Origin of the sequence: Enterococcus sp. DIV0876 (genome assembly GCF_050529585.1) — a bacterium.
Lineage (GTDB): Bacteria > Bacillota > Bacilli > Lactobacillales > Enterococcaceae > Enterococcus_D.
On sequence record NZ_CP172882.1, the window covers coordinates 1,367,355 to 1,382,436 of the forward strand.

The window sequence follows — 15,082 nt, forward strand, 5'->3', positions numbered from 1 at the left end:
AAGGAAAACATGTCCTTTGCTGCTGAAGTAAAAAAAGAATTGACGACATTAGAAGTGCATCGAGAACATGCCAAAGCAGAATTGGCCGCACTGATCCGCATGAACGGGTCGCTGAGTATCAATAATCAACAATTTGTCCTCAATGTGCAAACGGAAAATGCCGCAATTGCGCGTCGTATTTATTCGCTGCTAAAAGATCATTATGATGTGCGGAGTGAATTGCTGGTGCGACGGAAAATGAAATTAAAGAAAAACAATGTCTATATCGTCCGCTTAAAACAAGATACCAAACGGGTGCTGCTAGACTTGGATATTATGGATGGCATGATGTTCAATAGTCATGTCTCTGATGAGATCATGGGCAATACCCAGAAAATGCGTTCTTATTTGCGGGGCGCTTTTATGGCATCGGGCTCGATCAATAACCCTGAAACCAGTCGTTATCATTTGGAAATCTATTCAATCTATGAAGAGCATAATCAGGATATTTGCGATATGCTGAATGCGTATGGCTTGAATGCTAGAGCCTTGGAGCGCAGAAATGGCAGTATCGCATACTTAAAAGGTGCAGAAAAAATCGCTGATTTTTTGACATTGATTGGTGCCACCAATTCGATGTTGAAGTTTGAAGATGTTCGCATCGTGCGGGATATGCGCAACTCTGTCAACCGTTTAGTCAATTGCGAGACGGCCAATATGAATAAAACGATCGATGCTGCTTCCAAACAGATCGACAATATCGAATTTATTCAAAACCGTGTCGGTCTGCAAGCACTGCCGGATAAGCTGCAAGAGATTGCAGCATTGCGTTTAGAACATCCAGAGGTTAGTCTGAAAGAACTCGGAGAAATGATTCCTTCAGGGGCAATTTCCAAATCAGGGATCAATCACCGCATTCGCAAAATCAATGAGTTTGCTGATCGCCTGCGAGAGCAAGTCAGTTAAAAAATAGATAGTGCAAAAAAACAAACGATGAAGCGTCCCTCAAAAATTAGACCAAAAATCTAATTTTTGAGGGACGCTTCATCGTTTGTCTGCTATTCGGTTTTTTTGTATCTATTGATTGATCAAATCAGTCAATTCATCTGCACTGATCGATTCATCAAAGATGTGGCCGTCTAAAATGACTGTTGGAACAAATTGAATGTTGGCTTGATTGGCTTCTTCAACAATGGCAGTTGCTTGTGCTTGGTGGTTGCTCAAAGCCAAACCAAGTGTGTTTTCGGCGTAGTCAGCCACTTCAGCAAGCGTTAAATGGCCCCATTCATCTTGTGTTTGAAAGATCTTGGTCAACTGAGAGATCGTTGCGGTTGGATCATCCGTAGAAATATAACGGTGCATGACGTTGCCCCGTTGCAATGATTCTTTTTCTTTGTCGAATAATTTGATGACCCGGCGAATTTTTCCAGCTGCCACGGCTTCATTCAAAATAGACAATGATTCCTCAAACCATTTGCGACAATAAGGACAGCGTACATTGATGAATTCAATGATTGGCTTGGCATTGGCGTCACCGATTTGAATGCCAGTTGCGGCATTGGTTTGTGCGGCTTTGATAATTGATGTATCCATAGTAAAACCTCCTTTTTCCTTAGTTTATCGAAATTTTGAGAGAAAGAAAAGGATCTCGCTTTATTCATTTCACCTGGAAACAAATACAATAGCAGTTGTTGTCTTAAGTATGTGACTTCACGAATTTGACGGTAAACGGTAAGGAAATCTTTATTAATCCTGCTGAATCAGCTATAATTAATTGTATTTTATTGTGCAAATCGAATGATTGAAAGAAGATAGATAATAATGAGAAGAAAAACAATGGATGGCAATACAGCTGCGGCTTATATTTCTTATGCGTTTACGGAGTTAGCTGCGATTTATCCAATCACGCCTAGTTCAACGATGGCAGAATTGGTGGACCAATGGTCAGCGCAAGGAAAGAAAAATATTTTCGGCCAACCAGTCAAAGTGGTTGAGATGCAGTCAGAAGCAGGTGCCGCAGGCGTAGTCCATGGTTCGCTTAAAACGGGCGCCTTAACGACTACGTATACTGCGTCACAAGGATTGCTGCTCATGCTACCTAATATGTACAAAATCGCTGGTGAGTTATTACCAGGGGTATTCCATGTGGCGAGTCGTGCTGTTACAACCAACGCCTTGAATATTTTTGGCGACCATACCGATGTAATGGCTGCCAGACAAACCGGATTTGCGATGCTAGCAGAAAGTTCTGTGCAAGAAGTGATGGACTTAGCACCAGTGGCACATTTGGCTGCCATCGAAGCCAACGTACCTTTCTTGAACTTTTTTGATGGGTTTCGGACGAGTCATGAGATTCAAAAAATCGATGTCATTGAATATGAAGAGTTGGCGCAGATGGTCAATCAAGACAAGGTGGCAGCTTTTCGTAAGAAAGCGATGAATCCCAACCATCCCACAATCAGCGGTACCAACCAAAGTCCTGAGATTCACTTCCAACAACGAGAAACCGTGAATCAGTATTATGATAAGTTACCAGAGATCGTTCGCAAGTATATGCAAAAAATCAATCGGCTGCGAGGCACATCCTATGACTTGGTCAATTATTATGGGGCTGCAGATGCAACAGAAGTGGTTGTCACGATTGGTTCTTCCGCACAAACGATCCAACAAACTGTCGATTTCTTGAATCGACAAGGCAGAAAGGTCGGTTTGTTGACGATTCACTTGTATCGCCCGTTCCCGTTAGCGGTCTTTTTGGAAAAATTGCCGCAAACAGTTGCATCGATTGCAGTGCTTGATCGCAGCAAAGAGCCTGGGGCAAATGGCGAATCACTGCTATTAGATGTGCAAAGTGCCATGTATGATGCCGCCATTCGTCCATCGATCATCGGTGGCCGATATGGTTTGGGTTCCAAGGATGTCACGCCAGATCAGGTTGTAGCGGTTTTTGATGAGCTGTTGCGTCCTAAAGAAATACAGAAAAAAAGATTTACGATTGGTATCGTCGATGATGTCACCGGGTTATCCTTGTCATCTAAAGGGACCTTAGACTTGACCAATCCAACGACTTTTCAAGCGAAATTTTGGGGTTTTGGCTCAGACGGAACAGTGGGCGCCAATAAATCAGCAATCAAAATCATTGGTGACAGAACGGACAAATATGTTCAAGGCTATTTTCATTATGATTCCAAAAAATCTGGCGGGTTGACCATTTCTCATCTGCGGTTTGGAGACACACCGATCCGTTCAACCTATTTGATCGAACATGCAGATTTCATCGCTTGCCATACACCAGCCTATTTGCATACTTACGATTTATTAAAAGGGTTGAAAAAAGGTGGTACTTTCTTGTTGAACACCACTTGGAACGAAGAGCAGATCATGAAGCATCTCCCCAAAAAGATGAAACGATATTTGGCTGAAAATGAAATCAATTTTTATACCATCAATGCCATGCAATTGGCCATGGAAGTCGGTTTGGGCGGCAGGATCAATACCGCGATGGAAACTGCTTTCTTTTATCTGGCGGATATTATGCCTATCGATCAAATCATACCTATTTTGAAAGAGGAAGCATTGAAAAGTTACGGGCACAAGTCAATGGCAATCGTTGAAAAAAACCAGCTAGCGATCGATCGGACGATCGAGTTGCTGCACAAAATCGACGTTCCTCAAGAGTGGGCTACCATCGAAGTACCGATTAAAAAGTCAGAGGCTATCTCAAACTATGTACGTGAAATCGTTGAACCTGTCAATCGTCAGGAAGGGAATGCGTTAACTGTCGGTACGCTAGTTCGCAATCATATGACAGAAGGCACTATGCCTTTGGGTACGAGTGCTGTTGAAAAACGCGGCGTTGCGGTTGAAGTACCTGAGTGGTTAGCCGATCGCTGTACGATGTGCAATGAATGTGCGTTTGTCTGCCCTCATGCTGCTATTCGGCCTTTCTTGGCTGACGAAGATGAGCTGGAAGAAGCACCAGAAGGATTCATCGTCAGAGAAATGCGCGGAACAGATGGTCAGAAATACCGGATTCAAGTATCCGTTGAAGATTGTACGGGCTGTGGGCTTTGTGTAGAAGCCTGTCCAGCCAAGGGCAAAGCATTGACCATGCGCCCATATGAGGATCAAAAAGAGCAGGCGGTCAACTGGGCGTTTGCAATGACATTGCGACAAAAAGAAAACCCAGCAAAACCTGGGACGGTCATGGGTTCCCAATTTAAGAAGCCACTATTGGAGTTCTCGGGGGCATGCGCCGGCTGCGGGGAAACACCTTATGTGAAATTACTGACCCAAATGTTTGGTGATCGGATGATGATCGCCAACGCCACTGGATGTTCATCTATCTGGGGCGCTGCCGCACCAGTTTCGCCTTACACAACAAACGAGCATGGTCAAGGACCGGCTTGGTCTAACTCCTTGTTTGAAGATAATGCAGAATATGGCTATGGCATGTTTTTGGCCAATCAAACCCGCAGAGAAGCATTGGCGGAACAACTGAAGACTGTGCAGTCTTTCGTTTCAGAAGCCACAAATCTTTTGATTGAGGACTGGTTGGTCCATCGTGAAGAAAGTGCTGGTACGCAACAACGTGCAGCAAAATTAACGGCAGCCCTAACTGCTGATGCAGATAGACACCCATCAATCAATCAAGTATTGGAAGACAAGGATCTTTTTGTGAAACCAAGTCAATGGATGATCGGTGGCGACGGCTGGGCGTATGATATTGGATTTGGCGGAATCGATCACGTACTAGCTTCTGGTGCAGATGTCAATATTTTGGTGTTGGATAATGAGGTATATTCGAATACTGGCGGGCAAGTATCGAAAGCAACGCCTGCTTCAGCAATCGCTAAATTTGCAGCAAATGGAAAATATGCAGCCAAGAAAGATCTTGGTATGATGGCGATGACTTATGGCCAAGTCTATGTGGCACAAATCGCGTCGGGTGCCAACCAAATGCAAACAATCAAAGCTTTTGAAGAAGCTGAACGCTTCCCTGGACCTTCACTGATCATTGCTTATACACCTTGTATCACCCATGGATTGGCTGGCGGTATGCGCCAATCATTAAAAGAAGCCAAGGAAGCTGTTGCTTCAGGTTATTGGTCATTGTATCGCTACAATCCTTTAATGGCGGAAGCTGGAAAGAACCCGATGACATTGGATTATAAGAAGCCTGATTTCAACTTGATGCCTGACTTTATGGATACCCAAATTCGCTTTGCATCTTTAAAAAACGCCAATGCGCAGGCAAGCGAAGGCCTATTTGCTAAAACCGTCAATGATGCGCAAACACGTTTTTATCGGTATGCACGGATGGCTGGAATAGAAGAGAAAATACGTGCAAAATTAGAGAAAACAAGCCTTGACCGTAACGCTGGCCGTTCATCAGCAGATTTGACCGAACAAACGATGCCAGTTGAAGGCAAAAAAGAACACAAAGCTAGAACACTGACGCCAGAAGAGCAAGCAGCAAAAGAGGCGCGTCGGGCGGCAAGAGCCGAACGACGCAAGCAAAACAAAGAATGATCTCGGACAGTCAGCAATAAATTGGATAGAAGGGCAGAGGTAAGAGAAAATGATTTCTTTTCATCCCTCTGTTCTTTTTCTGTTTGACTGATTCTGCAAATTAAATTGCCGTAGACAAGCCTTTTCATCAACCTTGATCGTAAAAACATGGTAGACTTTAATCAGAGGTTTTCATTGATTTTGAAACTTTTTCATAATTTTGTTTTTTTTTGAATCTTTGAATACGACGTATGTTATACTATTGTTTGAAGTCTTAAGAATAAAGGAAGGCTGTTTATGTCGATAAATTTTACTGATTTTTTTAATTTGGATTATTGGAGAGATTTGCTCTCATTTGATATATTTTCACTCTCATTTTTTGTCAATGTTTTAGATGTCATCGTTGTGTGGTATTTGGTGTATAAGCTGATCCAGTTGGTGCGTGGAACCAAAGCGATCCAGTTGTTCAAAGGGGTCGGTTTGTTTATTGTTTTGCGTTTTTTGGCTGGGATCATCGGACTCAAAACATTGTCTTGGTTGATGGATCAAGTAATCACCTATGGTGTGATCGCTGCAATCGTTATTTTTCAACCAGAGATCCGTCGAGGGCTCGAACATTTGGGTCGCAGTTCTTTATTCAAAACATCTAAGAATGAGAAACATCAAGATGAAGTTTTGGTTCAGTCCTTAGATAAAGCTGTTCAATATATGGCGAAGCGGAAAATTGGTGCCTTGATCACGATCGAACGAACAACAGGGTTGGAAGAGTACATTGAAACCGGGATTGCCCTGGATGCTGACGTGACAGGCGAATTATTGATCAACATCTTTATTCCCAATACACCGTTGCATGACGGCGCAGTGATCATTAGAGAAGATAAAATAGCAGTAGCAAGTGCGTATCTACCGCTTTCTGAAAGTCCGTTGATTCCTAAAGAGTTTGGTACACGGCATCGGGCTGCAGTGGGGATTTCAGAAGTCAGTGATGCGTTGACGTTGATTGTATCGGAGGAAACTGGGGATGTCAGTATTACCTTGAACAATCGAATGATGACTGAATTGTCACGTCAAGAATATCTAGCGATTTTGAATCGAGAGTTGGTGCCTGAAGAAAAAACTGGCAAACGCAATGTGCTGCAATCTTTCCTAGAAGGGGTCAATAAAGGGGGAAGAAAATGAGCAAGAAGGATCGCCGTCAGAATGTGTTTTATGGTATACTAGCGCTGTTCTTTAGTTTGGTTTTATTTTTTATTGCTAGTGGTTCCTCTTTACAAGTCAATATTTCTGGGGCAGTAAATGCTTATGAAGAAGAAATCGATGCAGTACCGATCCAGACGATTTATGATACAGATGATTTTTTTATACAAGGTTTTGAAACAACGGTCAATGTGACCTTAAGCAGCCGCAATCGTGTGCAATTAAATGCTGAAAAAAATGAAGAAACTCGGAGTTTTCGCGTGGTTGCTGACTTATCTGATCTAGATGTCGGTACCCATGAAGTGCCGTTAGAGGTACAGAACTTAAGCTCGAGTGTGACGGCAGAGATCGACCCGACGACGGTTACTGTAACGATCGAGAAGAAAGTCACCAAAACCTTTACAGTTGAACCGGTTGTTTCAACTGAAGATGATAGCAGCAGTTTTGCGATTGCATCAATGGTTGCATCACCAAAAGAAGTCACGATTACCACTGGAGAACAAACAGCAGCGGATATTGACCGGGTCGTTGCAGTTGTTGATCCTGATGACATCCCAAATGATTCAGGAACGGTGTCGGCTGTAATCGAAGCGTGGGATATCAACAAAAATCCATTGGCGATCGTTGCGGATCCAGATACGGTAGATGTCGCAATCACAATGGAAGCACCAACCAAAGATGTCGAGTTATTCGTCACCCAGCAAGGAGCGATTCCAAATGGAATCTCGCATTACATTTATCGCATGAGCAGTATCAGTGCTGCGCTAACGGGACCGCAAAATGTTTTGGATCAAACAGCACAAGTTGGTGTGCCAGTCGATATCAGTGGGATTACGACAGAAACCGAGCAAACGGTTCAAATACCTGCGCCTGAAGGTACAACGATCGAGCCAACTGAAGTCACGATCCAAATCACACCGGTTGCACAAGCTGAAAATGAAAGCGACGAGGCTGATTCTGAAACGACAAGCAATCCGGAGACGTCGGAGTCTACAGGGAATACTTCAGGAAATCTTGATTCAGATAGTGATCAAGAAAGTGCTGCACAATCAACAACAAGTGAAGCTGAATCAACAAATTGAAAAGAGTACGAATAAGAGAGGTTTTTAAAATGGGAAAATATTTTGGTACAGATGGTGTTCGTGGAGAAGCCAACAAAGAATTGACACCTGAATTAGCGTTTAAATTAGGCCGTTATGGTGGTTATGTATTAAGTCAGCACGAAACAGATGATCGTCAGCCCCGTGTTTTGGTGGGGAGAGATACCCGTATTTCAGGTCAGATGTTGGAAAACGCCTTGATTGCTGGTCTTTTATCCGTTGGGATCGAAGTCTTTCAATTAGGCGTGATCTCAACGCCGGGGGTTGCCTATTTAACGAAAGTGCAAAAGGCAAGTGCAGGTGTCATGATCTCAGCTTCACATAATCCAGCTTTAGACAACGGAATCAAATTTTTCGGAAATGATGGTTTCAAGTTGGTAGATGAACAAGAAGCTGAAATCGAAGCATTGCTTGATGCGCCAGAAGATACGTTGCCACGTCCTTCAGCTGAAGGGTTGGGTACAGTTGATGAATTTCCAGAAGGTCTACTCAAATATTCTCAATTCTTGCGTCAGACGATTCCAGGTGATTTAGAAGGTTTGACGGTTTGTGTCGATGCAGCCAATGGGGCGACGGCGACCAGTGTCAATCGTTTGTTTGCTGATCTAGAAACTGATTTTTACACAATGGGTACCTCACCGGATGGCCTGAACATCAACGATGGCGTTGGTTCGACACATCCTGAAAAATTGGCTCAATTTGTTGTCGAAAAAGGGGCAGATGCGGGTTTGGCATTTGACGGAGATGGTGACCGCGTGATTGCTGTTGATGAATTAGGCAATATTGTCGATGGGGATAAAATCATGTATATCTGTGCCAAGTATTTAGCCGAACAAAAACGCTTGAATCAAGGGACGATCGTCACAACCGTGATGAGTAATCTTGGTTTCCACAAAGCGGTAGAAGCAATTGGCTTGAAAGACGTGATCACGCAAGTGGGAGACCGTTATGTAGTAGAGGAAATGCGTAAAAATGATTATAACTTTGGTGGTGAACAATCAGGGCATATGATCTTTTTAGATTTCAATACGACGGGTGATGGCTTGCTTTCTGGTATTCAACTATTGAATATCATGAAACAAACAGGTAAAAAACTATCTGAATTGGCTGGCGAAGTCACGATCTATCCACAAAAATTGGTCAACATCCGTGTGACAGATAAAAATGGTGCGATGGAGGTACCTGCTATAGCGAAAATCGTGGCAGAAGCTGAAGCCGAAATGAACGGCGAAGGCCGTATCTTGGTTCGTCCTTCAGGAACAGAACCATTACTACGTGTCATGGCAGAAGCGCCAACGATTGAAAAAGTTGATTATTATGTCGATAAAATCGCAGCAGTTGTCCGTGAGGAAATTGGTGCAGAATAAGGATACCAAAACCAACGTTGATTCGTTGGTTTTTTTGTAAGTAGACTGTTATTCGATTTTTAGTATAATAATCATATAATTCTATTTTATGTCATGTGATAGATTGATTGACCGTAGTTTTGAAAGGGGATCGAGTTGCTATGAGACTTAACATTGGATGGCTGATCGCTGTGATATTTGTTCTAGTTGGCGTTTTATTCTTATCTGGTCATGGGTGGCAATTGATTGCAGGGTACAACACAGCCCCGAAAGAAAAGAAAACCAAATATGATTTGAATCGTCTGTATTTGGTGAATGGTGTCGGTTTTCTTGTAATAGGTATGCTTGTTGCGGTGATGAATTCCTTTGTTGATGATTGGTCATTGGTTTTGCAAATTTTGTTTCTTGCAGTTTTTATTGTTTTGGTCATGGTTCTTGTGATTCTTAATGGCACGTGGTGTATGAAAAACGAGAAGTCGAATTAGTTGAAAAAATCGTTTAAATATCGATTCTGTAAAGTCTTTAAAGAAAAAAACTTTTAGAAAACCCGTTAAAACAAAACAAGCAACATTGCCAGGTAAATCGGCAATGTTGCTTGTTTTGTTTTAACCTTGTTCAACGCGATAAACGTTTAAAAAACTTATTCAACTGTCACAGACTTTGCCAAATTACGCGGCTTGTCTACATCAAAACCACGTTGCAATGTCGCAAAGTAGGCCAAGAGCTGTGTTGGTACAACAGAAACAAGACTAGTGACTAAAGGATGGACAGTCGGGATGATGATTTGATCAGTGGGTTTTGCTAGTTCTTGACTAGCAATGACTAAAGTATGGGCACCGCGAGATTCGACTTCTTTCAAGTTGCCTCGCGTGTGAGATCCAGTAACAGCTTCAGAAATGATGCCGATCACAGGTGTGCCTTCTTCGATCAAGGCGATCGTACCATGTTTCAATTCACCAGCCGCAAAACCTTCTGCTTGGATATACGAAATCTCTTTTAATTTCAACGCGGCTTCCATTGACACATAATAATCATTGCCGCGGCCAATATAGAAGGCATTACGGCTAGTTGCCAAAAAGTCTTCAGCAAATTGACTGATCATCGCTTTTTCATCCACCAATGTTTCCATGGTTGATGCAACGATACTTAATTCATGAAAGACATCAAAATCAACAGCAGCAGGCACCGCTTTTTCTTCACCAATCGCTTTAGCCAATAAAGTCATGACAGCGATTTGTGCAGTATAAGCTTTAGTGGAGGCAACAGCGATCTCAGGACCAGCATGCAGCAATAAGGTATGTTTGGCTTCACGAGATAACGTTGAACCAGCCACATTGGTGATCGTTAAACTTGGTAACCCCAGTGCGTTGATTTTGACCAATACTTGGCGGCTATCTGCAGTTTCACCACTTTGAGTTAAGAAAACAAAGAAGGGTTTTGCTGAAAGCAACGGCGTATTGTAACCAAATTCGCTTGATAAATGTACTTCAACAGGAATCTCTGTTAGCGTTTCGAGAATGGCTTTTGCTGCCCAACCCGCATGATTGCTGGTCCCACAAGCGACGATATAGATACGATCACTTGCAATCATTTCGGCTTTCAATTGGTGATCGATCAGGACTTCACCGTTTTCGCCTTGATATTCTTGCACTAGACGACGCATAACAGTTGGTTGGTCGTCGATTTCTTTGAGCATGTAGTAGGGATACGTCCCTTTTTCGATATCAGTTAAATCAAGCTGTGCTTCATAAGATTCACGATAGACCAAATTGCCTTTCAAATCTTCAATCTTGATTTCATCCGCTTGAACAGTCACCATTTCACCGTCTTCGATTTCCACGAAATGGGTCGTTTGATCCAGCATCGCCAAAGCGTCGCTGCAGATGACGTTGAAACCATCACCAAGGCCAATCAATAACGGGCTTTTGTTTTTTGCAACGTAAATCGTATCAGGATCTTTCTTGTCGACCAAAGCGAATGCATAGGAGCCGCGGATCAGCGATAAAGCTTTTTTAAAGGCTTCCTTGGTTGTGCTATTGTTTTGGTTTTTTAACGCTTCAACTAAGTGAACGACAATCTCAGTGTCGGTTTGCCCAGCAAAAAGATGGTCTTTTAAATAAGTATCATGTAATTCTTCAAAGTTTTCGATCACACCGTTATGGACCAGAACCAATTCCTCGTTTCCTGAGGTATGGGGGTGGGCGTTGCGTTCTGAAGGTTTGCCATGTGTTGCCCAGCGGGTATGACCGATGCCGATCGTTCCTGTTACCTCTGGTGTCACTTTAGCTTCCAAGTTTTTGATTCTTCCTTGCGCTTTGACTAAGTGATCAGAAGTACGATCTGCCACGTATAAACCTGCTGAATCATAGCCACGGTACTCCAAGCGTTCCAATCCATTTAAAATAATTTGTTCTGCATTTGACTTTCCAACAATTCCTACAATTCCACACATAATGACAAGCCTACTTTCAAAATTTTTTCTGTCGATTATGTATTTCTATCTGCGCAGCAAACATTTTGTGGACATTTTTCAATGCGATTTGTGTTTGCTTGTAGAGTGCAGTCCCTAGAGCCATCCGCCGAAACTTTCGATAAACTCTTTCCTCGTCATCTGTTGCCAGATCAGGCGCTATCCTTATTGGTATATCTATCCTCCTGAAAAGTATTTTATAGAAATACAAGCAATATGATACTATTTAGAGATTATTATGTCAATAGATAGGTAAAATAAATAAAATTGGTATAGATGTAAATATTTTTAAACAAACTTTCAGTCTCGGGAAATAGTCAAACTATTGGGTTCAAAGAAAAGATTCCAATGAAATTTTCTCATATGACTATCCTTTTTTTTTCAATTTCGCTACAATTAATGAGAAAGAAAGTGAGGAAATCAAATGGCAGAACAAGTGAATTGTATGAAGTTTTCTGAATTGAAAGAATTAGTAGCTGCGTTGGCGGCTAACGATAAGGTAACAGATGAGACCAAAATTTTCTTGGATACTGGCTGGGATAGTTTGCAAGAGATTTTGCCGGGATCAGTATCGTTGGCATCCGCCAAACCATTTCAAGTGCAAGATGAACTGACCAAAGAATTTTTTGGCGGTTATGTCCTAACTGAAAAAAGTGCCAAATTCGATGTCAGCAACGCAGCTGAAGATGTGATCGTCATAAAAAATCTATATTGATGATGGTGGATCAAAATCAAGAAGGAGGAAAAAAATGAATAAGAGAAGATGGATAGCCGTAGCGATTGCGGCGGGGTTATTTATTTGTTCGGGTGTGTTTTCCCTGTTGACCACTAGAGAAACAACAGAGGATACTTCAGCGTTGCAAGGGTTGAATGCGCTGTTTTACGGTAGCAATACAATTGCAGAAACACCGATCGTTGCAGGGGATTCAGACCAAAGGATCGTGCGTTTAACATTGGAGGGGACGATTGCCAGCAGTTCGAGTGGTGGTTTATTCACTTCAGAAACGTATGACCATCAACGCTTTTTGGAAGAATTGCGCATGATCCAGCAAGATCCGACAATCAGTGGTATTTTACTGGAAGTCAACACGCCAGGAGGAGGCGTCTATGAAAGTGCCGAGATTGCTCGGGAATTGGCCAAAATCAAAGAAGAAGGCATTCCGATGTATGTATCGATGAAGAATATGGCGGCAAGTGGCGGGTACTATATCTCTGCGGGTGCTGATAAGATTTTTGCAACGGAAGAAACTGTGACCGGATCAATCGGTGTCATCATGTCTGGAATCAATTATGCTGGTTTGTTTGAAAAATTGGGGATTGAAGACAGCACAATCAAAAGTGGTGCCTTGAAAGATGTTGGTTCTGCTACTAGAGAACCAACAGAAGCGGACAAAGAAGTGTTGCAGACGTATGTCGATAATGCGTATGGCCGTTTTGTCGATATCGTAGCTGAAGGTCGCGGGATGACCGAAGAAGCTGTCCGAAAAATTGCTGATGGACGTATTTATGATGGGCAACAAGCATTAGAAGTCGGATTGGTTGATGAGATAGGTTTTCCAGAAGATGCATTGGCTGCGATGCAGCAAGATCTAAATCTGGAAAATGCAGAAATATTTATTTATGATGTGGAAAATACTGGCTTTGCTACGACATGGCTTGGGTCGAAGTTGGCAGAGTTTCAAGGATTAAAAGCATCAAATACTGACCGTATTTTGGAACTGATGGAAAGCTTAGGCACAAGCGACGCACCGAAACCGTTGTATTACTACGGAGGTGAGTAAGATGAATCAAGAAAAACAATCAAGTAAGCATCCAGCACCAACACAAGATAACACAAATGGGTCCCACCCGGATGATTTCTACCAGCAAGTGTTATCGTCTTTTGAAAAAAAAGCCTATACGGAAGAAGCAATCAAAGAAAATCAACGGGAATGGCAACAATATGAAATGCCAGATCAACAAGCGGAACAACCACGTCCAATCAATGATTTTCCTAACTATTTCTATGCCGGCTTTTGGATTCGTTTGTTCGCATTCGTAGTTGATTTGATCTTGATACATTCAGTCACTGAGATCACGATCGGCAGTGTCTATCGCTTAAGCGGTTTGTCAGCAGGGGCGCACCCTTTTGGTATCTATCAGTTGGTATCTTTAGCGATCTATCTAGCATATTTTGTTTTGTTGACTAAGTACAATCACGGACAAACGATTGGTAAAATGATTTTCGGTATTCGCGTGATTTCTTTCCAAGAAGAGGTACTGAGTTGGCAGACAGTCTTGATCAGAGAGTTATGTGGGCGCTATGTATTACAATTTTATTGGTTGTTTTACTTAGGTTATTTACCGACGATCTTCAGCAAAAACAAACAACATGCAGCTGATTATTTTGCAGATACCAGTGTGGTGACGATCAATATGATCAAGGCCTTTAACAATCATGCCGATGTCCATCAAGAAATGTGATAAGATAGTTGCGGTGATGTCTTTCCACCACTAAAACAAAACCGAGGTGTTATCTATGGGAGAAACAATCGATTTTCCTAGTCCGAAAAAAAGACTGAGATTGGCGGCGGAAAAAGCATATCAAGCAAAAGAATTTTTGCAAGCCTATCGGCTATACCGCGAACTCTATGATTTGGATCGTTGTTTCGATACCAATCAGTGGTTAGTGGAATGTTTGCAGCAGTTAAAAGATTTTTCCAAAGCTTTGGAAACCGCGGATGATTATTTAGATTATTATCTGCAAGATACAGACGGTTTTTTGCAAGTTGGCCACTTATATGTTCTAGATGGTCAGTACCTCAAGGCACGTAGATGGCTGCGCCTTGGACAACGGCAACAAGTTGCTTCAAATATGTTGCAGCAATTACGCTTTGAGATCGATAAGGTAGAAGAAGTGCAGCAGATTCTCGGGATGGAAGATCACTTAGCCAAAAAAGAACAGCTGCTAAAAATAGATAATTTGCGCCAACCTGTCAATTATCGAGAATGGCAGAGCTTTGTTCAGGGGATGACCAGTCATCAGTTTACGGAGTTGGTTCGCGATTTGCTGCCGCGGTTGAGAAACGCTTATCTGATTCCAAGACTAGTGGAAGAGTTGGTCCGTTTAGATGTTGCAGAAATATTCACAGTCGTGGATTACATGGGGGATTTAAGAAAAATCAATCCGCGTGAGTTGGCTTTGCTGCCAGAGATGCCTGTATATCAGCAAATCATGGCGCGGATCAACGATACGATCGCGCAAGAAGACCCAATTTTGGCTGAATCTGTGATTGCTGAAATCAGTGATCATTTAGCCATAAGTTATCCTTTTTTACCACAAGAAACGCAAATTGATACTTGGATCGCCAGTTATGTAGCAGACTATCGTGGAGAAAACGAAAAAGATGGCCGTGCTAAAACGAAAAATAGCATTGAAAACCGCAAAGAAAGACTGCGGTCAATCTTGCAAGAAACCCAGTTTTAAGAGAAAAATTTGT

At 42.4% G+C, this 15,082-nt stretch carries 12 protein-coding genes; 10 read left to right on the forward strand and 2 right to left on the reverse strand.

Annotation, left to right across the window (positions count from 1 at the left end):
• Nucleotides 1-9: 9 nt before the first annotated feature.
• Nucleotides 10-945 carry a DNA-binding protein WhiA gene (gene whiA / locus IGI41_RS06375; RefSeq protein ID WP_430612339.1) on the forward strand — a complete coding sequence of 312 codons (936 nt, stop codon included), beginning with the start codon at nucleotides 10-12 and terminating at the stop codon, nucleotides 943-945.
• A 111-nt stretch (nucleotides 946-1,056) separates the two neighbouring features.
• On the opposite strand, the gene IGI41_RS06380 is transcribed toward whiA, so the two are convergent.
• Nucleotides 1,057-1,572: a DsbA family protein gene (locus tag IGI41_RS06380; protein WP_430612341.1), complete on the reverse strand. Its 516-nt coding sequence runs from the start codon at nucleotides 1,570-1,572 to the stop codon at nucleotides 1,057-1,059.
• A 243-nt stretch (nucleotides 1,573-1,815) separates the two neighbouring features.
• Here IGI41_RS06380 and nifJ point away from each other — a divergent pair, with 243 nt between their 5' ends.
• The 5 genes from nifJ to IGI41_RS06405 all read left to right on the forward strand — a co-directional run bounded on the left by nifJ (nucleotide 1,816) and on the right by IGI41_RS06405 (nucleotide 9,618).
• On the forward strand, nucleotides 1,816-5,511 hold the full coding sequence (gene nifJ, locus IGI41_RS06385; protein WP_430612754.1) for a pyruvate:ferredoxin (flavodoxin) oxidoreductase: 3,696 nt from the start codon (nucleotides 1,816-1,818) through the stop codon (nucleotides 5,509-5,511).
• Between the two features lie 276 nt (nucleotides 5,512-5,787).
• The gene (gene cdaA, locus IGI41_RS06390) at nucleotides 5,788-6,669 is read left to right on the forward strand and encodes a diadenylate cyclase CdaA (protein WP_430612343.1); all 882 of its coding nucleotides are present in this window, start codon (nucleotides 5,788-5,790) and stop codon (nucleotides 6,667-6,669) included.
• Nucleotides 6,666-7,769 (forward strand): CdaR family protein, encoded by a 1,104-nt coding sequence (locus IGI41_RS06395; RefSeq protein ID WP_430612345.1) that lies wholly within the window; start codon nucleotides 6,666-6,668, stop codon nucleotides 7,767-7,769. Before cdaA ends, IGI41_RS06395 begins: the two co-directional genes overlap by 4 nt.
• A 29-nt stretch (nucleotides 7,770-7,798) precedes the next feature.
• Nucleotides 7,799-9,154, forward strand: a complete 1,356-nt coding sequence (gene glmM, locus IGI41_RS06400) for a phosphoglucosamine mutase (protein ID WP_430612347.1) — start codon at nucleotides 7,799-7,801, stop codon at nucleotides 9,152-9,154.
• Between the two features lie 140 nt (nucleotides 9,155-9,294).
• Nucleotides 9,295-9,618 (forward strand): DUF3784 domain-containing protein, encoded by a 324-nt coding sequence (locus IGI41_RS06405; RefSeq protein WP_430612349.1) that lies wholly within the window; start codon nucleotides 9,295-9,297, stop codon nucleotides 9,616-9,618.
• A gap of 155 nt (nucleotides 9,619-9,773) precedes the next feature.
• Here the strand turns inward: IGI41_RS06405 and glmS are convergent, their stop codons facing one another.
• Nucleotides 9,774-11,585 carry a glutamine--fructose-6-phosphate transaminase (isomerizing) gene (glmS, locus tag IGI41_RS06410; RefSeq protein ID WP_430612351.1) on the reverse strand — a complete coding sequence of 604 codons (1,812 nt, stop codon included), beginning with the start codon at nucleotides 11,583-11,585 and terminating at the stop codon, nucleotides 9,774-9,776.
• Nucleotides 11,586-12,027: 442 nt separating this feature from the next.
• Here glmS and IGI41_RS06415 point away from each other — a divergent pair, with 442 nt between their 5' ends.
• Genes IGI41_RS06415 through IGI41_RS06430 form a run of 4 tightly spaced genes read left to right on the forward strand, consistent with a single transcriptional unit; the run spans nucleotide 12,028 to nucleotide 15,069 of the window.
• Nucleotides 12,028-12,318: a hypothetical protein gene (locus IGI41_RS06415; RefSeq protein WP_430612353.1), complete on the forward strand. Its 291-nt coding sequence runs from the start codon at nucleotides 12,028-12,030 to the stop codon at nucleotides 12,316-12,318.
• Nucleotides 12,319-12,352: 34 nt separating this feature from the next.
• Entirely contained in the window at nucleotides 12,353-13,384 is a 1,032-nt protein-coding gene (sppA, locus tag IGI41_RS06420; protein WP_430612355.1) for a signal peptide peptidase SppA, read from the forward strand.
• Nucleotide 13,385: 1 nt separating this feature from the next.
• The gene (locus IGI41_RS06425) at nucleotides 13,386-14,066 is read left to right on the forward strand and encodes an RDD family protein (protein WP_430612357.1); all 681 of its coding nucleotides are present in this window, start codon (nucleotides 13,386-13,388) and stop codon (nucleotides 14,064-14,066) included.
• Nucleotides 14,067-14,121: 55 nt separating this feature from the next.
• The gene (locus IGI41_RS06430) at nucleotides 14,122-15,069 is read left to right on the forward strand and encodes a tetratricopeptide repeat protein (protein ID WP_430612359.1); all 948 of its coding nucleotides are present in this window, start codon (nucleotides 14,122-14,124) and stop codon (nucleotides 15,067-15,069) included.
• Nucleotides 15,070-15,082 lie beyond the last annotated feature (13 nt).